The sequence below is a fragment of the Kaistella polysaccharea genome, assembly GCF_020410745.1.
Lineage (GTDB): Bacteria > Bacteroidota > Bacteroidia > Flavobacteriales > Weeksellaceae > Kaistella > Kaistella polysaccharea.
On sequence record NZ_CP084528.1, the window covers coordinates 1,175,150 to 1,197,612 of the forward strand.

The window sequence follows — 22,463 nt, forward strand, 5'->3', positions numbered from 1 at the left end:
TCTGCTGCCAAAGATCACAAAAACATTCTGTCGTCGTACTTTTTAACTGATTTTAAAGTATCTAGACATCTTTTAAAGTCGGGATTTTGCTTTAAAATATTAAGTAAGTTTTTTTTAAAGAGCAATATGTTTTTCTCCTTATCAGGAAGGTCGTCAATATTTTTATAGTCGCCGTTTACTATTCTTATAAAAGACTTATTGAATCCTTTGTAATAAATATAAAAAGAATCTCCAGAATTTGGCATAATCATCATTTCATTTTGGTCAACAACAATATTGTCGTTTGTCAAAGTGTCAATAAATTTTTCGAAAAATACTTTCGCAATTTTATTTTCCTCAGTTCTAGAAAGTTTTATAGAGTCAGAAAATTTGTAGAAATCTATTTTAAATTTACGTGACTTCATATCGAATTCGTAATCGGTGTTTACTAAGTTGAAAGAGTAATTTTTAAAACTATCAATAGGATAATTTCTTTGAGTTATAGCAACTGATTTTTTCTCATCATTACTACAAGAAGTGAGGATTAATGAAACAAGGAAAAGTATTATCAATTCTACTCTCATTTATAACGCAAATTTTATTTTGGTAGCAGATAACGGTTGGGTATTTATGCAGGCGGGGTAAAAATACGAAAACTTTATACTTGCTAAAAACTTAATTAATCGCTAAAATCCTCGATGAAAACTTCAGACCCGCTTGTATAAATACCTTGTTAGCGACAGTATTGTTTTACATTTGCTTTTCAATTTCGTTCATTTCAGTTTCGAGATCTATTATTCCTTTATTAATTTTAATATGTTCAGACATTTTGTATTCTGCAATATTTGAAATTAGCAGAATTTCATCAAATTCTTCTATAATATTCATACATATTTTTTCCATTATTTTTAAGAATACTAATTTTTCATTTAATGTGTCTGGAAATGAATATTCGTAAACCTTATTCTCTTCGTTATCAAAAAAAGACTTATTCTTAATTTGGAAGTTATGAGCCAGAAGTTGATTTCTAATATCGTATAAATTTGTCCATTTATTTATTCTTTTTAATCCGTATTTATTTTTATCTCGTACTTTTCTTATTCTCGCCTTTAAAGATTCATTATCAGTTAATGTTTGATTAAATTTTTTGTATTCATCTAAAAATGAACAAAACTGAATTACTGAGTAATTAGAAAGTAATGCACGAATCGAATTACTAAAAGGAGTTCTATTATAAAATTCTTCATCGAATTGAATTTCATTTATATATTCACTTTTAATCAAGCATTTCTCAATTGAAATAACTGTTAATTTAGTTTGCGTAAATAAAAAAGATAGTCCTTTGTAAACTTCGACTAATTGTTTCATAAAATATTGTCGCTAACGGTTGGGTATTTCTGTTGGCGGGGACTTTTTATAACAGGTCTTGGTAAATATAACAAATTGAACAACTAGCGAAAATCTTTATGATAGGAACTTCCGACCCGCTAATAGAAATACCTTGTTGTAGGAAGTTTCTTAATCCTTTACCTGTAATAAAAGGTCATTTATTTTAGTTTCGTAAAAGTCCAATTTCATTTTTTTAAAATCAATTTCGTTTACATCTAAAATAATCTTTTTTGAAGTTATGATTTTATTATCAATTAATTCCTCGTTAATAAATTTTGCTATTTCTGGTTTTTCATTTTGATCGAAATAAATTGTAGTTTGATAAGAAATCGTTTTAGCAGGAATTTTTTTATTTTTTTTGAAGAAGTGAATTTCTGAGTTTAAAATACGAACTAATTTCCCATCGTGGTTTCTGCTAAATTCGGTTTCAAATCCAATTGAACCAATTATTTTTTTAGACTTATTTTTTATTGTTCCAGAACCTTCAATTAGTTTCGTTGGAAATGATTTTGAGTAAGTATTTATTGTGTCCAAATACTTATAAGATTCAAATCTGTTTTTTAAAGCATTATCTTTATTTTGCGCAAAAGTTTGAAATGATAAGAAAAATAAGATCGGAATTAATGCTTTCATTCTTAATCGGTACTTGTGTGAAATTGCCTACAACGGTTGGGTATTTCTGCAGGCGGGCATAATAACCAACTTTTTCTACTCGAAATATACTAAATTAATAACAAAAATCTCCTTTTAAAACTTCCAACCCGCTTGCAGAAATACCGTGTTGCCCGCAGTGTTTTTTTCAGGAAGTTTATTCTTAAATTCCCGCTGAATTCGTTTCGTAATTTATTTAAAATTGCAAGAATGTAGCTCGATATTTTTCCTTAGAAATTCCAAAATTTAAATCCGCAATATTTCCGTCATTTATTCCGCGCAATTTTCCAATATTTTTTTGCGCCGGTAATTCCAATATTTAGTCCCATTTTTTGTCGTCCGCGGTAAGAAGTTCGCGCTGCTTTTTTTCTAAAATTCCACGCGTTTAACTCCAAGTTTTTTTACGTTTTTATTCTCAGAAATTCTAGCCGTTAAAAAAGAAAAATTTAATTTTGAACGGTACTTTTCACATTGCGGGCAACGGTTGGGTATTTATGCAGGCGGGATAAAAATACGAAAACTATATACTTGCTAAAAACTTAATTAATCGCTAAAATCTTCGATGAAAACTTCAGACCCGCTTGTATAAATACCGTGTTACAAGCTGCGCCTGTTTGCAAGTTTACTGAGAATATATTACAACAATTTATGCACTTTTAACTGTCAGTTTTTTTTCGTCAGAACAGCAATTTTCCATTATTCTTTAATGATGTGTTGAATCTAAAATATTAATCCGTCATGTAATTTAACGCAATAATTTAATTGTACAACAGAGTAGAAGATGTCTGGAAAGTCAGTTTTAATTTTTAGAAAAAAACTTTATTTGATTCCGTCTTCTAATAATATTTTTCTGGGGTTTAAGAGTTAAAAGTGGAAATCAAAATTAAACATAATTCACAAAAAAATTTGATCAGAATCCAGTTTTGCTGAAGTCAAGTTTCAGTAATTCGAGAACTTCGGAATTAGCACAAAATTTTCTATGGCGTTGCTTGTAACGGTTGGGTATTTCTGTTGGCGGGGACTTTTTATTACAAGTCTTTGTAAATATAACAAATTGAACAATTAGCGAAAATCTTGATGATATAAACTTCAGCCCCGCTAATAGAAATACCTTGTTGTAGGCAGTGCTTAATATAGTTTTCCAGGATATTCTTCCGCAATTATTTCCTCGATAGATTTATGATCTTTTATTGAATTTAAATTCTCTAATATTTCTAGAGTTTCACGATATTGCATTGCTTCTGGCAAAACGGTAAATTCAGCTTCAAAGCCAAGTTCAGCAATTTTATTTTCGATTTCGGCTAGACTGACATTAAAAAATTCTTTTCTATAATTCATCATATTTACCTTTCTTTCACTGAAAGCTTTATGAAGTTCAGCTTCTAGCGTTCTTGCTTCATCAGAATATATCATAGCGTGAACATCAAACTGAAATGGTACTGAAGCATCTCCAAGTTCACGTACTCTATCAATAGGTTCCAATCTTCTGGTCATTCCAATTTTGTAAACGTTTTCACCAAAAGATCCGAGGTTTGAAATTATATAAACATGTCCACGTTTAGTTTGTTGAGCCATCGATAAAGCTCTTTCCTTTTTTTCTTGTGCATTTAGAAGTTCCTGTTCAAGAAGAAGAATTTGTGCATGTAATTGTTGTTGTAGTTCTCCAGTTGCTTTCTCAACTTCTTTTCTAGCTTTTTGTAATGCTTTCTGAAATGTTTCTTCTTCCTTCTCTGCCTTTCTTTGAGCTTGCTCAAATTCACGACGCGCCTTTTCTTCTTCGCGTAATTCTTCTTGAATTGCACGCATTGCTTCTTTCTCGTCTTGGCGTTTTACTTGAAACTCATATTCTAAGATTATTTCTTGTAATTTAAGTTCTAAATATTCGTTCGAGAGATAAACAGTAGAGCTTTCACCAAGTTTGTTTAACGTTTCATACGATTTTTTAATCCTTTCTTTAATCTGATTGATGTTATTCCATTTAACTTTTGATATTAAAGCATTGCACTCACCATTGAAAGCACGAAGAATTAGTTTAGTGAATTTTTTTGTCGAAGCTCGCCCTTTTGCCTCACTGCCATCAATGGTCCATCTCGTATTACAAATTGCAGCTGTATCGAGTTGAATCATGCTTTTTTGTTGTTCGATAATGCTTTTTTGTTCAGCACGGTACTCTTCAGATTTTTCAAAATCGTAAATAGGTTCATAAATTCCAAATTCAATTAAATCTATTTTCGATTCAAATAAGCTCACATCTTTTCTCAGTCGCGTATAAGTTTCCAAGGAAGCTTGGTAAGTAATATCTAATTTTTCAAAATCACTCTGCAGCTTTTGAAGTACTTCTGTTTTATTCTCAATTGTTGTATTTAGTTCCTTGGTCTTTTCAAATATTAAAGATTGTATTTCAATTTCTTTGTTGACGATTTCTTGTTCAATATTCGAAATTGGTTTGTACTTTTCTAGTTGCGTTTTTAACAGTTTAATTTCATTTAGTTCTTTTCTCTTCAAAAAGTCAAATAATCCCATATTTCATGTTTTTATCTCTATGTTTTTGTATGCGTGATCTTGGTTGCATTGCCTACAACGGTTGGGTATTTATGCAGGCGGGATAAAAATACGAAAACTTTATACTTGCTAAAAACTTAATTAATCGCTAAAATCTTCGATGAAAACTTCATACCCGCTTGTATAAATACCTTGTTATCGGCAGTTTATTGTAATCGAAATTTACCGGTATTCATAGACTCGTAAAGTGACGTTATCAAGTTTCCCATCAATAGTTTCAATTTTTTGAATCCAATTGCAATAGTTATCATAAACATATTCATAGCGATTGAATCTATTTCCAGTTTTTGAAGTACATTTCTTTTCTATCATGTTGTTGTTTGCATCAAATTTGTATTCACATTTGAAATTTCCAATAGGTCCATCATAGTGATAGCCAATTTGATTATTGTTAGAATTATACTTTTTAATCTCAGTACTTTTCACCTTTTTATTTTGTGAATTTAAACCTATTCGTTCTATTTCATTTCCTCTACCATCATACTTTAGAGAAATTATATCATTAACTAATTTTCCATCTGCATCATATTGATATTCTATGATCGCTTCTTTCTCTCTTTTTCTAATTACTTTTGACTTTAAATCATTTCTTTCATATTTGATGACTTCAATTTTCTTTCCAGTAGAATCAAAAACGTTTATTTCTTTTCTAAGTAGAGTAGAAATTGTATCTTTTATTTTATATGTTATTTCCTCAATATTTTTTCCATTGCTGTCAAATTTGTAAACGTTTTTTATCAAAATATCCTCAATTTGTGTGTTCGGTTCATATAAATATTGAGCCATTACTTCCTGAACATTTCCATTAATATCAAAAAAGAAGGTTTCGTGAACGTGATTCCGTCTTAAGTCAGTTTTATAAATAAGTTTATCCGAATTTGATACTACTTCATGAACTGTTGATTTATATGATCTGACTTTTCCTTTTAAGTTATCATTTGCTAAAGTATTACCTTCATTTAAATTATTTTCGCAATTAATTCGCTCTTTTTCAGAGTTTGATATTTGTCCAAACATAAATGTTATTTGACAAACCATTAAAATAGGTAGTAAATATTTTTTTTTCATTCTTAATTCTTTCTATCGAAGTGGTGAGTAAATTGCAGATAACGGTTGGGTATTTCTGCAGGCGGGATAAAAATACGAAAATTACATACTTGCTATAAATTTGACAAATAGCGAAAATCTCCAACTGAAAAACGTCCTACCCGCTTGTATAAATACCTTGTTGCGCGATGTTTTTATTTGCAGTTTTTTGTTTTTCGATCCTCAGATATTTTCTTTAAAAAACGGATTTATAATCTTCCACAAAGTTTTAATAAAATAGCGCGCAACGGTTGGGTATTTCTGTTGGCGGGGACTTTTTATAACAAGTCTTGGTAAATATAACAAATTGAACAATTAGCGACAATATTCATGATAGGAACTTCCGCCCCGCTAATAGAAATACCATGTTGTGCGAAGTATTTTATTTCCAAACTTCAAAAATATTCGAGTCATTCAGTTTGAATAATTTATTCGAAACAATATGATCTCCTGTTTCATTTATTTCTTTTACTCTATTTTTTAGTTCTTTAATGTCAGATATAGAACTGCTTCCCGTTACAAAAAGTAAATCTCGTGCTGGAATTGCTATGATTATTTCCCCATTAACCGGAAAATTATTATGATTCCAAATGTCTAATAATATTAAACTTGATTCATAATTTCCGCCCGCGATTAACATGAAAATTTCTTCGTTGCCATTTCGTTCAATATTCTCAATTATAGAATTCAAATTATCGATTGCTAAATTTTTAAGTTGATTAAATTCCAAGTTTAAAGACTTTAAATCGTCTTTTTGTAAATAAGAAATATTGCTTTCAAGGTCTTCGGCGTAGAAAATATACAAATCCGAATTATACTTTTCATAAACGTGGTCCTGAAAATTTTCAGTTAGATTAGATAATTCTATTACAAAGCGGTAGTCTTTAATTATTGGAATAATCCTAGACAATTCTATTGATTCTTTTTTTGAATACAAAGTTTTAGAAGCGTTTATGTATCGTTCTATTATTTCATCAAGTTCTTCTGGATTAAAACAATACTCAGAATAACTGTTATTTAAGTAGTGAGAAAATTGTTCACCTTTTCTGTCCTCTGTTTTAATTTCTAAATTATCAATGCTGAGTAATGAAATCTCCTTTACTTTCTCGCATAGTTTTTCATAGAAAAGATTTGAAAACTGAATTTCTGTTAGAAGTTTATTCTTTAATTTTTCCATGAATTTATAACATACTTTGTGAAATATTGCGCACAACGTTTGGGTATTTCTGTTGGCGGGGACTTTTTATAACAAGTCTTTGTAAATATAACAAATTGAACAACTAGCGAAAATCTTGATGATAGGAACTTCCGACCCGCTAATAGAAATACCTTGTTGGCGGCAGTTTTTTTATTCAGTGCCGAATAATTTTCCATTAAAAGTATGAGTACAGCAGTTACAAAATGTGTTCATATCTTTTGCTTTTAGATTTGGATTCGAGATTTGTAAAATTCCGCTTTTGTCAACATATAAACCAGAAAAATAAGAGGATTCTCCAGTTCTTACAAAATCTTCTTTTTCATCTTCTCTTAAAGCGACCATCCCAAATATTGCATCAGAACTATTTAATCTAGATTTTGCTTCACTAAAAACAGTGTCCCAATCCGATCCAACTTTTGACAACAGAAATCTATAAAGTGGTGTGTAATCTAAACCTCTTTCTTTTCGACCAAACATTTTTCCTTTCGTTTGTTCTAATGTTTCCTTTTTACTGTTTCTTGTACGTTTAAAATCTCCACCAAAATTATGATGAACATTATATGTTTTAGTATTTACTTTTCTAAATAATTTAGATTTTTCTTTGTTCATTTTTTACTTTTAAAAAAAAACTGAATATCATTTTTTTTTCGCGGAATATCTTTGATTGCAGTCGGTTTAAAATTGTCGCCAACGGTTGGGTATTTCTGTTGGCGGGGACTTTTTATAAGAAGTCTTTGTAAATATAACGAATTGAACAATTAGCGAAAATCTTCATGATATAAACTTCCCACCCGCTAATAGAAATACCTTGTTAGCGGTTCGGCATATTTTCTTGATTTTCTATTAATTTTTTTGTCAAAAGGTTTTCCAAGTCATTAAAGTTACATTTTAAAGTGTTGGAAGTTATAGATAATGGTGTTCCATATATTTTATTATTTCCCTGTAAAAGTTTTTTCTTAAAGCCATTTACTCTTTCAACATAATAGTCAGGATTTGATATATAAATTAATAAAAATTTTGTCGAAGCAACTTTTTCTGTTTTTATTTCGATGATATCATTCCATTTTATAAGTCCAACACTTGAAGCATTTGAATTATCCAAAATTCCGTCATCATCAACTGTTAATCCAATTTTTCTCTCTAATAATTTTTTAATTCCGTAAATGCCTGTTGCAGAGAAAAAAATAATAGCCGCGATACCTGCGATTCTTATTATTTCCAGACTTCTGAAAAACAATGATATAAACATTTCAGGTTTAGTAGAGAATAAAATTCCGCATACTACAAATAAAATAGACGCAAAAGTTCCAAGAAATAATTTCGTTTTGCTTAATGGAATTTCAATTTTGTTCATTTTAATTTTTTTCGAAATCTCATTCTTTATTTCTCGGTTTTTTTGCTGACCGCTAACGGTTGGGTATTTATGCAGGCGGGATAAAAATACGAAAACTTTATACTTGCTAAAAACATAATTAATCGCTAAAATCTTCGATGAAAACTTCAGACCCGCTTGTATAAATACCTTGTTACCTGAGGTCTTTTCTACTCACTAAGTTTTCCGTCTTTGTAATTCTGAATTACTTTTTCCTTTCCATTCTCATTATACATTTCCCATGGTCCGTCATAAATTCCATTTTTCCAATTTCCAATTCCTCTTAATTGTCCGTTTTCGTACCAGTATTTATGAGTTCCATTTGGTTTACCGTCGATGAATTCTCCTTCACGTGCTTTTTTGCCGTTAGAATGCCAAAATTCCCACTGTCCATTTTCTTTGTGATTTTTAATTTCACCTTTTGAAAATATATTACCATTTAAGAAGTATGCGGTTTTACTTCCGTCGGTTATAGGTTTGAATTCAAGTTTTTGAGATTTATCTGTCGGTATGTTCTGAGCATTTTTTAAAAAATCTGATTTTCCGATCAATGTTTCTCCAATATAAATTTCGTAATCATCCATATTGATGTTTTGAGAAAACATATTTAAAAAACAGAACATTGTAAAAGTCAATGTAAAAAATATTTTTTTCATGCGGGATTTTGTTTTTAAGATCGCAGGTAACGGTTGGGTATTTCTGTTGGCGGGGACTTTTAATAAAAGTCTTTGTAAATATAGCAAATTGAACAATTAGCGAAAATCTTGATGATAGGAACTTCCGACCCGCTAATAGAAATACCGTGTTGGGCGATCGCTTTTTTACGGTTTCTGATATTCTTTTAAATAGTTATAAGTCGCGTCTTTTAACGACTTTTTTAAATTATTCATTTCATCGCCACCACCACTTTTGCGAATTCCAGTCGCTTGAATTTCTCTATTATCTCTTATGTTTTTGAAATTTATTACCGTTTTTAATGTTGCTACAGAGAAACCAAAATGCCAATTGATTATTGAAATATCAGTATCAATTATTAAAGGTTCTTCACCATCAACTTCGTCAAAACTTTCAATAAATTTTAAATTTAAATTGGTTTCGTTAGCAAGTTCTTTGATAGATAATTTGAAAGTTTCCTTGACATTTGGTTGCGCTATTCCTCCGAACACCGTTCCAACCATTCCTGAGAAGTTTATAGTATTTTGACTTTTAGTGTTTAATTGGAAATAAATAGTTTTTCCATCGTAGAAGTTTTTATTTAAAGTGCTATTTGTATAATTATGAGAAGTGCCACAACTCAATAATGTCAGCATAGTAATAAATTTTAACAATAATTTCAAGTTTTTCATATATATATCTTTTTTTAAAGTGGCGCCCAACGGTTGGGTATTTATGCAGGCGGGATAAAAATACGAAAACTTTATACTTGCTAAAAACTTTATTAATCGCTAAAATCTTCGATGAAAACTTCATACCCGCTTGTATAAATAGCTTGTTAGTGGCTGCCAATATTTAAAGAAATAATCTCTTATCGTTTTTTTTAGCAATTTCTAAAGTGTCCATATTATTTTTAAAATCTTTGTTTTTCTTTAAAAGAACAAATAATTCTTCTTTAAACTTATAAATTTTAACTTCTGTCTTCGTAAGTTTTGATTCGGTTAAATTAACTTGTGTTGAAATATAAATCTTGCATTTAAGTTTGTTTCCTTTTTTTAAAGTAATTTCATCTTTAAAATTCGGCATCATTAGATTTTCTTTTCCAAAAACATAGTTTTTGCCTTTCAATTTTTGAATACTATATTTATAAATCAGTTCATTTAAATGGTCTTTTTCATTTTTAGAAAACTCAATATTACTTTTATAATTTTTATACCAGTCTATTTTAAACTCTCCATTTTCAACATTTAGATTATAATTTACGGTTGAAATATATAAATCAAATTTTTCTTCTTTCGAACAACTTGTTATTAAAATGACAACTAAAATCAAGCAAAAATTTTTCATTTTTTCTTCTTTTTGTTTTCGCGCGGGTTGGTTGCCACTAACGGTTGGGTATTTCTGTTGGCGGGGACTTTTTATAACAAGTCTTTGTAAATATAACAAATTGAACAATCAGCGAAAATCTTGATGATAGGAACTTCCGACCCGCTAATAGAAATACCTTGTTATGCGAGGTTTCTTTAATTAGATAACATTGTTAAAAGTTCGCATTTTTGTTTGTCAGAAATAGTATAAGTTTCACATATTTCATTATGCTTATTATTTTTTATTCCTAATTCTCCAGGAATTGGCCTAAATAGTTGAAAGACATTAACAAAACTTAAAGCGTTTCTTTTAAAGGAAAGTAACAAATTAGGTTTATTTCCATAGTCATTAACAATTTGAATTTTTAGTAGAAATTTTCCAAAACTTTTTCCAAAAAAGGTTTCTAAAATGGGATTTAAAATTATTAATAATGCAAACGAAACAGCAAATAATTCATACATGTCATTAAATTTGCGTCCAATTAATTTATAAATTATTATTCCTAAAATTACATAAATAATTAAATCAATAATTTTCGCAAAAAGTCTAATGCTAAAATTTCGAATGGTAGGATTGTATTTTATGTCAAAATCCACCACTTCTTGGTAACGATTTCCATAAGAATCTTTTTTTATTCTTCTAACTTTTTTTTCGGTTGTTAATTCAGAAATTTTCTTTGACATTTTGAATCCTATATTAGGTTTTTTACACAATCTTTATGAAATCTCGCATAACGGTTGGGTATTTCTGCAGGCGGGCATAATAACCAAACTTTTTCTACTCGAAATATACTAAATATATAACACAAATCTCGTTTTGAAAACTTCCAGCCCGCTTGTAGAAATACCGTGTTGCCCGCAGTGTTTTTTTGCGAAATTTAGTCCAAAATTTCAGTTGAGTTAAATTCGTAATTATTTAAAAATACCATCATTTAGCTCGATATTTTTTCCTTAGAAATTCCAAAATTTATTTCCGCACATTTGCGGCATTTATTCGGTGCGATTTCCAATATTTTTTTTTCGTCGCTATTTTCAATATTTATTCCGGTTTTTTGTCGTCCGCTCTTTAATATTCACGCTGTCTGTTTTGAGAATTTCCACACGTTTAGCACGGAATTTTTTAGATTTTTATTTCAGAAATTTTAGCCGTTAAAACAGTAAAATTTTAATTTTGAACGATATTTTTCACATTGCGGGCAACGGTTGGGTATTTCTGTTGGCGGCAACTTTTTATAACAAGTCTTTGTAAATATAACAAATTGAACAATTAGTGAAAATCTTGATGACAGGAACTTCCGCCCCGCTAATAGAAATACCGTGTTGCACGCAGTTTTTTTATTTCTCAATTATTTTTAGTTTCTCAAGAGCGTTAGGAAGAAGAAATGTTTTAGTTTCTCAAGTCTTAATTCGCTTGAAAGTCCGTTTTCAAAGTCGAAAATTTCAGATGATTCCGATTTAATACTCATCATTATGTCAGAGGCGTCATGTTGTATAAATTCGGTAGAATTAAAATTTTTCTCAAAAGGTTTTATTTGAGTTTTTATTCTAAAATAATAATTCTTTGAGTATCCTGATTTTATCAATAATATGAAGATAATTGTATCGCTACTTTCTAAAAAATAAGAACTTTTAAACTTCTTAAGATTTAATTTTTTACAATTTATATCAAATTCATTTCGAAAATCTTTAATCTCCATTCTTTCAACGATCGTGGTTTTTAAAATTGCGGGCAACTCTCAAATATACGCAACTTTCACAATCCCACAAATTTTTTTTATTTAGGGTTAATTCCTCACTATCAGGTATTTATTTTTTTTATACTTTCGTAGTTATACAAAATACGCAAGTTTAACTATTCAAATACGCAGGTCGTACTATGGAAAATACCTACTCCACTTTTGATAAGAAATACTTCATTCCCGAAGAATCTACTCACCGGGATCAAAACATTATTCTCCTTAAATTCCCCAAAGATTTCGCTTTGGTCAACATGCTGAAAAGCGCTGCCAAATGCCGTTGGTCCCAGACCAAAAAATCCTGGTATGTCGCCGACAGCCCTTTCAACCGCGATCTCTTTGGTCTCGATCGGAAAATTGTCGGCAAAGAAGTACTGCTCAAAATTCATCCTGTAAACTTAGATGAATTTGCAAAATACCAGAATCACCTTATTCTCAAAGGATTCAGCCAAAACACCATACGCGTCTATTCCCTGGAATTTGCGCAGTTGCTTTACATTCTCAAATCATTTCCCATAAAAGACCTCACCAAAGAAAAACTTCAAAGTTATTTTCTCTACTGCCACAAAGAATTAAAACTTTCCGAAAACCAAATTCACAGCCGAATGAATGCCGTGAAATTTTATTTTGAAAAAGTGCTGCATCAGGAAAAAATCTTCTTTGATATTCCGCGACCCAAAAAACCTCTACTTCTTCCCAAAGCATTGAACACCACCGAAATTAAAAAACTTCTGAATGTCACGGTGAACCCAAAACACAAACTCATTCTTCAATTATGCTATGGCATGGGTTTGCGCGTAAGCGAGATCGTAAATATTAAAATAGAACACATCGATTCTAAAACCATGAAAGTCTTAATTGCTTCAGCCAAAGGAAAAAAAGACCGTTACGTAAATCTTCCCCAAACCATACTCCAGGATTTACGGCAATATTACAAAGCATTTACACCCAAAATCTATCTTTTCGAAGGACAGTCTGGCGGCAAATACGCCATCAGAAGCGCCCAATTTGTTTTTAAAAACTCCATGAACAAAGCCGGAATAATAAAAACAGTCGGCATTCACAGTTTACGGCATTCCTACGCCACACATCTTTTAGAATACGGTACCGATATTTCCCTCATCCAAAAATTACTGGGCCACAACGATATCAAAACCACGCTCAACTATACGCAGGTCGCCGACCGCACCATTTCCAAAGTCCAGTCACCTTTAGATCACCTCTAAAACGTGGCAAAATAGTTTTTTTGGGAGCAACACGGTTTTGGCTTCTTTGCCAAACCTTACCTGCTCTCCGTTACAATTCCTCATTTCGCCGCGCTCCGCCTCGGCGGAGCGCGCCTCATTCCGGGATTTTCACTGCGATCAGGGCTAGAATGAAGTTTCAGCTTTTTCTCACAGGCCACACGCAGATTTTGTCGCGGTTACTTCCATCTAAAAAAAGATTTTTTAAAACGTCGAAGTGCAAAAAACATCTTTTTAAAAGCAAACTACTTTCGCAGGTAAAATTTACTTCTGTCAAAATTCTAAAAATTTAAAATGATTAAAGTAAACTTTTAGCAAAATATTTTACGTGTGAAGAGATTTCATTTTCCGGAAGTTCCGGAGAACAGAAAAGCAAAAAAATATGCTTTTAACGCCATTTTTATTCGAAATAAAAAACGAAAAAAAAATGCACATTTAACAGCATAATTTTATAAAAGGAAGTTGGGTTAAAGTTTTGCTGGCACCACGCAACGTGATAGCGCTGTTAGAGCTCAAAGCTCTAACAGCGCTTTAAAACTCTTTTCGACGCTCGCTTCGCTCGCGCCCTGCGCCACTATTTTTCAGTAAATTTTTGGCTGATACAAAGGTAAATTTTATCAAAATCGAAAAGAAAGGGCAAAAAACTGAAACTATAAAAACGAAAAAAAAGCACATTTAGCAGCATATTTTTTCAAAACCAATTTCATTTCAAATTTTCACCGGTAAGACGCTACAAATACTCTTTTCGGCGCTCGCTTCGCTCGCGCCTCATTCTCAAGCCAAAATAAAATATGCTAAAACACCAAAAAAAATCTCCGCCGAAGCAGAGATTCATTTTAATTAGAAGCGCTTGTTTTCCGAATGTCGGTTTTGAAAACGCAGTCTTTATAGCGATCGTTGATGGAGATAAATATATTCGGTAATTTTTCTTTTACCCATTTTTCTACCATTTCATTTTTCTTTTTGTTCAGCGCCATTTGTTTAATTCTGTTGTAATCTGTCGCAATATCCAGTTGGTGTGCTGCGATTACATCGTCGATTTTAACAATGGTTACTGTTTTTCGGTCCTGTTCAGCCGTATCTTGAAATACATCAGTAATATCGCCTTTATTCAGACCCGCAATTTGATACGAGATGGTTGGCGGCAAATTTAATTTTTCAATTTTATCTGACCCATCTTCGGGCGATGTTAGAATTCCCGCGTTAAACTTCGTTTTCTTATCATCTGAAAAACGGTAAGCGGCATCTTTAAAGCTCATCTTTCCGTCGATAATTAAAGTTCGGATGCTATCCAGTTCTTTTTTAGCGGAGGCGATTTCTTCCTCATTAGGCTCGGCTTTCAAAAGGATATGACGGGCGTCGTAATTTTTTCCACTTTTCTTCACCAGTTGAATCAGGTGATAGCCGAAATCAGACTCTACGGGATCCGACATTTCGCCTTCCTGTAAATTCAGCGCTGCGGCTTCAAACGGTTTCACCATTTTCCCTTTAGAAATATTGGTGTAAAGACCGCCTTTCGACGCCGATCCTGGATCATCAGAATAAATTCTCGCCTGACTTTCAAAGGATTCGCCCGCTATAATATCTTGTTTGATTTTATTCAGTTTAGCAATGATTTCGTCTTTGTGCGCATTCGTCAATTTAGGATACATTACGATCTGCGACAGCGAAACTTCATCTTTAACTTCCGGGAGCTGATATTTAAAGGTATTATAGAAATCGGTTACTTCATTCGGCGTAACATCGGCTTTTTCTGTAATCCGGCCATATTTACTTTGCCCGTAATAATTATCGGAGTCTATTTTTTCAATGGCATTTTTCATTTCATAAGACGTCCGGAATTTATACTGCGCAAGCATTGCTTTTTCATCGGCGAACTGACCTAAGATCTGGTTATATTTCTGCGAAGCGTTTTCTTTAAGTGCCGCCGACCGGTTTTCAATTAAAGTATCACGCTTGGCTTCGTAGATTAAAAGCTTGTTGTTTACGATGCTTTCTACAAATTCACACCGGTCAGAAACTGGTCCGCCCTGTTGTTTGGCAAAGTTTGCCTGATCTGCAATATCAGATTCCAAAATAATTTCGTCACCCACCACTACTGCAATTCCATCAACCAAATCACCGGCTTTCATTTTAGACTGCGCCTTCGTAACAATGCTGAAAAACACCATCATAAGGGTGAGAAGAAAAATATTTTTAACGTTCTTGTTCATATTTAATTTTTAAGGACTTGCAAAATTATAATTCTAATCGAAATAATCTGCATTTTTTATTATAATTATTTCTTAAAGTTCTTCTCTAAACCCGTGATAAATTCAGGTTGAACAATGATTTTCGTTTTGGCTTTCTGCTCGGCGATGATCTCATTCATTTTCTGCTCGTTTACTGCATCTCTTACCTCATCCAGGGCTTCTTCCTGCGTCATTTGTTCCGGTGGCAAAATTTTATCAATGACAATAACCAAAGATCTTGCGCCCAAATCTGCTTTGTGAACGCCTGGTTTAAAAGGAACTTTGTATTTCGTAAAAACTTCTGCTTCCTTCGCCATTTCTCCTGTTTCGAAAGCTACTAAAACCTGTTTCTTATCATTCAGCTTTCCGGCATATTTTGCTTTCAGCGCTTCCCAACCTTTTATATTTTTAATTTCTTTTGCGATTTCCTTCTCTAATTTCGGATCTGCAATAATTGCCACGCGACCATCAGCTCTTTCACCCCACATAAATTTGCTTTTATTTTGGTTGAAATATTCAGTTAGCCATTCTGGATGCTTCGCAATTTCATCTTTCAGATATTTAGATAAAATAAAATCGGAATAAAGTCCTCTTTTAAATTCGGTTAACTCTTTATTTACTTCTCTTAAAGTGGTAAAATTTTGGCTGTAAATTCGCATCAGATCCTGGGAGTTTACATTGTTGATGGCTTCCGTCCAGGCAGCAGGTGCAAGTTTTGCAGCTTCGGCTTTCTTATCGCCCATCATTTTTCTTAAATCTCCAACGGTAACTTTCTGACCTTTATATTGGTACAATAAATCCGCATCTTTTGCTGCAGAAAAATTAGCAAACGATTTCTTAATCTGTTGGAAAGCGGGGAACTCCTTGTACGTTTGATCTGTTTTCAGATATTCCGTCATTTTATCCTGTAGAATTTCTGCATACAGCGAGCTGTTCATTTCCCGAAGTAAAAAAGCACGGTTCTTATCGTTCAGCACATAAGGATCTACACTGTAAATATTGAAAATAAAATAATTCTCTCCGAAAAGCAAAGGTTCTGGAGTATAATAACCGGCCTTTTGTCCTTTGAAAAGGTCATAAACCTCGTTGGGCAAGGTCGGCGAACCCATCACCACGCCTCCGTTTTGTTTTTCGTGCTCGTTTGCACCATACAATTTAGCCACTTCCTGAAAGGATTTTCCGGCTTTTAAATCGGCGTATATCTTTTGTTGAAGTGCTGCAGAATTTTCATTCTTCGGAAAAGAAATGGTACCGAAAATCATGTAACCAAGACTTGGCCGTGAATTCACCACTTTCGCAAAACCGATATAAGAGGGCGTATTAAAAAATTGAGTGTACGTATTATTCGCCGCAGTTTTCACCTCGTTGTACATCAAATTATCCAGACTTCCAGGTTTGATGTAAATGGGTTTACCACTTCCTTTTGTGTATTTGGTAATGGCTTCTTCCATAGTGATTTTACCAGCTTTCACATCTTTATAAACCTGCTCGTAATTGTTGGTATCACCTGCTTTCTTTTCCAGAATAAAGACCTGAACTTCTTTCTCCGTCTGATTATCTTTAACATAACCGTTTAAAATCGGATCGATCACTTGAGCCGGAAAGAAATATTTACTGCGCAATTCAGTTTCTTTTTCCGCCATTTTCTCCCGAAAATCAGACAAAGTATCTGCCTTTTTATCGGCCGCAAATTGCTGAAATAAATAGAAATTTTGGGTGGTCGCAATTGTCTTTTCGATCCCCGCATTTTCCAGGCCGTATTTGTATTCCGTTTTAAACTGATTCAGGGAAATGCTGTCATTCCCAATGATCATATACTGCGCAGACATGGTGCTCACAAGGCCGAACATGGCGATAACGCCAAAAATTTTATTCATTTTTTTTACTTTCATTATTTTCTTAAAATCAAAAGCATTACGCTAAAAGATCGTGAGATTGGTGGAGTATTCAATTTTAAAACCTGTCAAAATTTCAGACTCCTTAAAGATTACTGTTTAGGTCTAAGGTTAAACTTCAACTTCAAATGTTGTTAATTCTTTGAAATTTTTAATTCTCGCGATCATCTCGCCTTCTGCAACTTCCTGTAGCTTTTGCGTTCCGAATTTTTCCACAGTGAAAGAAGCCATTGCAGAACCTACGATTAAAGCAGACTTCATAGTTTCAAAACTGAAATCTTCTTTCTTAGCCAAATATGCTGCAAAACCTCCGGCGAAAGTGTCTCCCGCGCCAGTTGGATCATAAACTTCTTCTAACGGTAAAGCTGGTATAGCGAAAATCATATCGTCATGGAAAAGCAAGGCACCGTGTTCTCCTTTTTTAATGATCACAAAACGAGGTCCCATTTTATGAATTTTTTTAGCTGCTTTTACAAGAGAATATTCTCCGGATAATTGGCGCGCTTCTTCATCATTAATGGTAATAACATCCGTTTTACCAATGATTTTAACCAAGAGATCCCACGCAGTATCCATCCAGAAATTCATGGTATCTAAAATGACCAGTTTCGGTCGGGAAGTCATTTTTTCTAAGACAGAAAGCTGAACGCCAGGATGAAGATTGCCAAGAACTAAAATCTCTGAATCTTGCATCGAATCTGGAATTTTCGGATCAAAGTTTTCCAGCACGTTTACTTCAGTCACCAACGTATCACGGGAATTTAAATCGTTGTGATATTTACCGCTCCAAAAAAATGTTTTACCATCTTTTACGACTTCAATACCTTCTATATTAATTCCTCTTTCTTCAAACATGTCTAAGTCACTTTGGGGAAAATCGCCACCAACTACGGAAACAATACCAGATTTAACTTTCAATATAGTGGAAGCTAAACTGATATAGGTAGCCGCACCACCCAAAATTTTATCAGTTTTTCCAAAAGGAGTTTCGATAGCATCGAACGCAACTGAACCTACAACTAATAATTTCATATTTATTTTTTTTCTAATTTATTTCCACTCGAATGTATCGATCAAGTGAAGTAAGTCTTTTTTAATATAATCTACCGCCGGACCCAAAGAATCTGGTTTCGGTCGGGAATTAAAATACAAATTGGCGGTGACATAATGCCGCGTAGAATCGGTCACAAAAAATTGGAGATTGCTTGCGGTTGGACCTTTAAGCTCATAAAAATTTCCGTACACATTACGTTCCGGATAACTGAAAGATTTGGTATCAATCGCACTGGCTTTGATGGTATGTTCGTACACCATTTTCTCTGATTCCTGCACATGACGATCAAAATCATTTTTAATGGGAAAGTACGTGATGAATACTTTCGCTTTCATTGCAGGATATTCTATATAATACCAGCAGGGATTTTTTGCCTCTTTTACTTTCGCAAATTCCGAATAGTCAAACGAGAAATTGCAAGGTGATATAAACCGCTGATATTTCGCTTCTGGATACTCTAACCGAAGTTCACCCGTAGGTTTTGGTTTTGTGTCTTCTGCACAAGAAATCAAAACGAATCCTAAAAAAGTTAAAATGAGTTTTTTAAACATTGCGCAAAAATACGAATTACTTTTAAATTTTAAGTATCAATATAAGGAGTGTTTCACAGAAAATAATTAATGATAATTAGTTCTCACAAACCGAACTCAAATAGGTTTCTAAGGGTTTGGGAAAGGATTTCTGTTTCGCCTCTTCTTCATTAATGATAATATATCCTTCTTTCTGCGCAAAATTCATTAGCATTGTCCTTGAAGGGAGTTGAATATGATCAAACTGAATCGTCAGATTCTTATGCGTAAGTTTATGCAAAACCGTTTTTTGGTTCACCAAATAATCGCTCCAGTCGGCTGGAACTTCCATCGGAAAATCGTAGAGTTTCTTCCAGATGAAATCTTCTTTGCGCTGTCGAATTAAAAAGGAACCTTTAAATTCTACAAAAGAATACTTTAATTTTAAATCGGTCGGCTTCGTCTTCTTCGTTTTTACGGGAAAATCTTGTACTCGCCCGAATTCGAAGGCGAGACAATCATTATTTAAAGGACAACTTTCGCACACTGGATTTTTGGGTTTACAGATCGCCGATCCCAAATCCATAATGGCTTCATTGAAATGTCCGGCTTCATTTTCGGGCATTATTTGCCTCGCGAGGTCGGAGAAATACCCAAATGCTTTACTATTTGAAACATCAAAATTATCGGCAAAGATGCGCGATAAAACACGGTAAAAATTGCCATCGACGGCGGGAATACTTTTTCCAAAACAAATACTGGAAATTGCAGCCGCCGTATATTTGCCAACTCCTTTTAAGGTTAGTATATCTTCATATTCCTGGGGGAAAACCCCTTTAAAATCATTAATAATTTGCAGAGATGCTTTGTGTAAATTTAAAGCTCTGGAATAATAACCAAGTCCTTTCCAATATAATAAAACATCATCTGTGGAGGCTTCAGCTAAAGTTTGAACATCCGGAAATCTTTCGATAAATAGATTGTAATGATTTAAGCCCTGTTCAATACGGGTTTGCTGGAAAATAATTTCACAAATCCAGATCTTGTAAGGATCATTGGTTTTTCGGAAGGGTAAATCGCGTCCGTGGATTTGATACCAATCGAGCAGTTTCCTACCAACATGAAGAAAATCAGCATTTTGTTTTTTTGTTTTCAAAAATTCTTGTTATATTTGCACACCAAAAATATAAATAAATAAAGGAATGACAAAGGCAGAATTGGTGAATACCATCTCAAATAAATTGGGAACTGAAAAGAATGAAACACAGAAGGTTATAGAAGCTTTTATGCAGGAGATCAGAACATCAATGTACAATGGAGACAATGTTTACTTAAGAGGTTTTGGATCATTCATTATAAAAACCAGAGCTGCAAAGACGGGAAGAAACATTTCTAAGAACACAGCAATAGAAATTCCTGCACACAATATTCCGGCTTTCAAACCGTCAAAAACGTTTGTAGAGAAAGTAAAAACCAAAGTTGCAGTAAAATAGTCAAGCAGTAAATAGTTATAAAACAATTAACAAAAGAAATATACGTTACAAACCAAAAAATTTAAATTATGCCAAGCGGAAAGAAAAGAAAGAGACATAAGGTTGCGACCCACAAAAGAAAGAAAAGAAGAAGAGCAAACAGACACAAGAAAAAATAATCTCTTTGCGATTAACAATATAATAATATAGTTGGTGTTTTTATACGTATAAATTTCACCGACTATATTTTTGTTTTTATCCAGCGGTAAACGGCGAATATTTAGTATTTTTACGAAGGATTTCGTCTTTCCTTACCCCAAAAACAAAAAACACAAACCATTAAAAAAATTGAGTCATTGTATTTTGAATTATCGAAATGTAAACCACACTCAATTATTTTAATCCCTTACTAAAAGAATGAAGAAAGAACTGATAATATCACATGAAGATGCGCAATCAAAAATTGCCCTACTCGAAGACGGCCGTCTCTTTGAACTTCACGAACAGGAAGACAAAAGAGATTTTGTTGTTGGCGATTTATTTATCGGTAAAGTAAAAAAACTCGCGCCCAATTTAAATGCGGCTTTCGTCTCTATTGGTTACGAAAAGGATGCATTTCTTCACTATCAGGATTTGGGTCCTCAGTTTCTGACGTATAAAAAATTTCTTCAGGATACCGTCACCAACAAACAGCAAAACTCCTCATTGAAGAATTTCGAAATTCAAAAGGAAATTCATAAGAACGGTCTCATTGAGAAAGTTTTAGCAAAAGATGACAGCGTTATTCTTCAAATTACCAAAGAACCTATTTCTACAAAAGGTCCCAGAATTTCTACCCAAATTTCCCTCACGGGACGTTTTTTGGTTTTAATTCCCTTTGATAAAAGTGTTTCTATTTCGAAGAAGATTGGAAATGGTGAAGAAAAAGAACGGCTTCGTACTCTTATTGAAAGCATTAAACCAGAAGGTTTTGGCGTAATCATCCGTACGGTAGCAGAAGGAAAGAAAGTAGCAGAACTTCACAACGACATGAATCAGCTGATTCAGAAATGGGAAACTGCTTTTAAAAATCTTCAGAAAAACAAAGTTCCCAGCAAAGTATTGAGCGAAGAAGATAAAGCCTCTTCGATCTTGCGCGATAACTTCAATGCAGATTTCGTTAATATTTACTGTGATGATAAACAGATGGTTGACGATATGCGCAATTACCTGGAAGTAATCGCACCCGAACGTAAAAATATCGTTCAGTTCTACGACAAACCAATTCCTTTAATGGAATATTATAACGTAGAAAAACAACTGAAACAAAGTTTTGGCAAACACGTAAACATTCCAAGTTCAAAAGGTGCTTATCTTGTGATCGAACATACGGAAGCACTTCACGTCATCGATGTAAACTCCGGAAACAACCTATCTTCCGGCGCTGGTGCTGGCAGTAAAGAACACGCTTTAAACGTAAACAAAATGGCAGCAACGGAAATTGCACGTCAGCTTCGTTTGCGCGATATGGGAGGAATTATCGTCGTCGACTTCATCGATATGATCAGCGCGGATCACCGTAGAGATTTATACGAACATTTTAAAGAAGAAATGCAACGTGATAAAGCACGTCACAAAATTTTACCGCCAAGTAAATTCGGACTTATTCAATTGACGAGACAGCGAACGCGACCGGAAAAACAGATTAAAACCAAAGAAGACAATCCAAACATCGATGGGGAAATTCTGGCGCCAATTGTGGTGGTAGAAAGAATGGAAGAAGTGATTCGTAATCTGATTCAGACCGAGAAAGGCAAACTTTTTCTGCATGTTCACCCTTTTGTAGAAGCTTATCTGACCAAAGGTTTAATCAGCATTCAGGTGAGATGGTTTTTGAAATATAAAAAATGGGTAACAATTATCCCAAGAGATTCTTTTAAATATTTAGAATACAAAATGGTAAATTCTAAAAAAGAAGAATTGATGAGCTATTCTAATTAAGACTACTAAAAATCGCACTAAAATATACAACTTCCGAAAATTATCGGAAGTTTTTTTGTGGTTTAAATCCGTAGAAGACAATTC

The 22,463-nt window shown here is 33.1% G+C and carries 20 protein-coding genes; 3 read left to right on the plus strand and 17 right to left on the minus strand.

Annotated elements, in window-relative coordinates:
* Positions 1 to 14 precede the first annotated feature (14 nt).
* The 12 genes from LC814_RS05355 to LC814_RS05410 form a co-directional block, all read right to left on the minus strand.
* The gene (locus LC814_RS05355; RefSeq protein WP_226065513.1) at positions 15 to 563 is read right to left on the minus strand and encodes a hypothetical protein; all 549 of its coding nucleotides are present in this window, start codon (positions 561 to 563) and stop codon (positions 15 to 17) included.
* Positions 564 to 729: 166 nt separating this feature from the next.
* Positions 730 to 1,347, minus strand: coding sequence for a hypothetical protein (locus LC814_RS05360; protein ID WP_226065515.1), 618 nt, complete (start codon positions 1,345 to 1,347; stop codon positions 730 to 732).
* A 150-nt stretch (positions 1,348 to 1,497) separates the two neighbouring features.
* A complete protein-coding gene (locus LC814_RS05365; RefSeq protein ID WP_226065489.1) occupies positions 1,498 to 2,001 on the minus strand; it encodes a hypothetical protein in 504 nt (167 codons plus the stop codon).
* Between the two features lie 1,146 nt (positions 2,002 to 3,147).
* Positions 3,148 to 4,542, minus strand: coding sequence for an SNIPE associated domain-containing protein (locus LC814_RS05370; RefSeq protein ID WP_226065517.1), 1,395 nt, complete (start codon positions 4,540 to 4,542; stop codon positions 3,148 to 3,150).
* A 201-nt stretch (positions 4,543 to 4,743) separates the two neighbouring features.
* Positions 4,744 to 5,649: a hypothetical protein gene (locus tag LC814_RS05375; protein WP_226065518.1), complete on the minus strand. Its 906-nt coding sequence runs from the start codon at positions 5,647 to 5,649 to the stop codon at positions 4,744 to 4,746.
* Between the two features lie 400 nt (positions 5,650 to 6,049).
* Positions 6,050 to 6,844: a DUF1444 family protein gene (locus LC814_RS05380; protein WP_226065520.1), complete on the minus strand. Its 795-nt coding sequence runs from the start codon at positions 6,842 to 6,844 to the stop codon at positions 6,050 to 6,052.
* A gap of 171 nt (positions 6,845 to 7,015) precedes the next feature.
* Positions 7,016 to 7,474, minus strand: a complete 459-nt coding sequence (locus LC814_RS05385; protein ID WP_226065521.1) for a hypothetical protein — start codon at positions 7,472 to 7,474, stop codon at positions 7,016 to 7,018.
* 202 nt (positions 7,475 to 7,676) lie between these two features.
* Positions 7,677 to 8,219 carry an STM3941 family protein gene (locus LC814_RS05390; protein WP_226065495.1) on the minus strand — a complete coding sequence of 181 codons (543 nt, stop codon included), beginning with the start codon at positions 8,217 to 8,219 and terminating at the stop codon, positions 7,677 to 7,679.
* Positions 8,220 to 8,407: 188 nt separating this feature from the next.
* Positions 8,408 to 8,893, minus strand: a complete 486-nt coding sequence (locus LC814_RS05395) for a toxin-antitoxin system YwqK family antitoxin (protein WP_226065485.1) — start codon at positions 8,891 to 8,893, stop codon at positions 8,408 to 8,410.
* 165 nt (positions 8,894 to 9,058) lie between these two features.
* A complete protein-coding gene (locus LC814_RS05400; protein ID WP_226065493.1) occupies positions 9,059 to 9,583 on the minus strand; it encodes a hypothetical protein in 525 nt (174 codons plus the stop codon).
* 163 nt (positions 9,584 to 9,746) lie between these two features.
* Positions 9,747 to 10,337 (minus strand): hypothetical protein, encoded by a 591-nt coding sequence (locus tag LC814_RS05405; protein WP_226065523.1) that lies wholly within the window; start codon positions 10,335 to 10,337, stop codon positions 9,747 to 9,749.
* A gap of 77 nt (positions 10,338 to 10,414) precedes the next feature.
* Complete coding sequence (locus LC814_RS05410) at positions 10,415 to 10,942, minus strand: RDD family protein (RefSeq protein WP_226065524.1); 528 nt, start codon at positions 10,940 to 10,942, stop codon at positions 10,415 to 10,417.
* Positions 10,943 to 12,134: 1,192 nt separating this feature from the next.
* Between LC814_RS05410 and LC814_RS05415 the strand changes: the two genes are divergently transcribed.
* The gene (locus tag LC814_RS05415) at positions 12,135 to 13,220 is read left to right on the plus strand and encodes a tyrosine-type recombinase/integrase (protein WP_226065525.1); all 1,086 of its coding nucleotides are present in this window, start codon (positions 12,135 to 12,137) and stop codon (positions 13,218 to 13,220) included.
* An 854-nt stretch (positions 13,221 to 14,074) separates the two neighbouring features.
* On the opposite strand, the gene LC814_RS05420 is transcribed toward LC814_RS05415, so the two are convergent.
* From LC814_RS05420 to mutY, 5 genes are all read right to left on the minus strand, one after another.
* Positions 14,075 to 15,451 (minus strand): peptidylprolyl isomerase, encoded by a 1,377-nt coding sequence (locus LC814_RS05420; protein ID WP_226065527.1) that lies wholly within the window; start codon positions 15,449 to 15,451, stop codon positions 14,075 to 14,077.
* A gap of 65 nt (positions 15,452 to 15,516) precedes the next feature.
* The gene (locus LC814_RS05425; RefSeq protein ID WP_226065528.1) at positions 15,517 to 17,346 is read right to left on the minus strand and encodes a peptidylprolyl isomerase; all 1,830 of its coding nucleotides are present in this window, start codon (positions 17,344 to 17,346) and stop codon (positions 15,517 to 15,519) included.
* Between the two features lie 129 nt (positions 17,347 to 17,475).
* Positions 17,476 to 18,396 (minus strand): PfkB family carbohydrate kinase, encoded by a 921-nt coding sequence (locus tag LC814_RS05430; RefSeq protein ID WP_226065530.1) that lies wholly within the window; start codon positions 18,394 to 18,396, stop codon positions 17,476 to 17,478.
* 18 nt (positions 18,397 to 18,414) lie between these two features.
* Complete coding sequence (gene gldD / locus LC814_RS05435; protein WP_226065532.1) at positions 18,415 to 18,969, minus strand: gliding motility lipoprotein GldD; 555 nt, start codon at positions 18,967 to 18,969, stop codon at positions 18,415 to 18,417.
* A 76-nt stretch (positions 18,970 to 19,045) separates the two neighbouring features.
* A complete protein-coding gene (gene mutY, locus LC814_RS05440) occupies positions 19,046 to 20,083 on the minus strand; it encodes an A/G-specific adenine glycosylase (RefSeq protein ID WP_226065534.1) in 1,038 nt (345 codons plus the stop codon).
* A 46-nt stretch (positions 20,084 to 20,129) separates the two neighbouring features.
* Between mutY and LC814_RS05445 the strand changes: the two genes are divergently transcribed.
* Positions 20,130 to 20,420: an HU family DNA-binding protein gene (locus LC814_RS05445; RefSeq protein ID WP_039346147.1), complete on the plus strand. Its 291-nt coding sequence runs from the start codon at positions 20,130 to 20,132 to the stop codon at positions 20,418 to 20,420.
* A gap of 396 nt (positions 20,421 to 20,816) precedes the next feature.
* Positions 20,817 to 22,379: an Rne/Rng family ribonuclease gene (locus tag LC814_RS05450; RefSeq protein WP_226065536.1), complete on the plus strand. Its 1,563-nt coding sequence runs from the start codon at positions 20,817 to 20,819 to the stop codon at positions 22,377 to 22,379.
* The last annotated feature ends 84 nt before the right edge of the window (positions 22,380 to 22,463 follow it).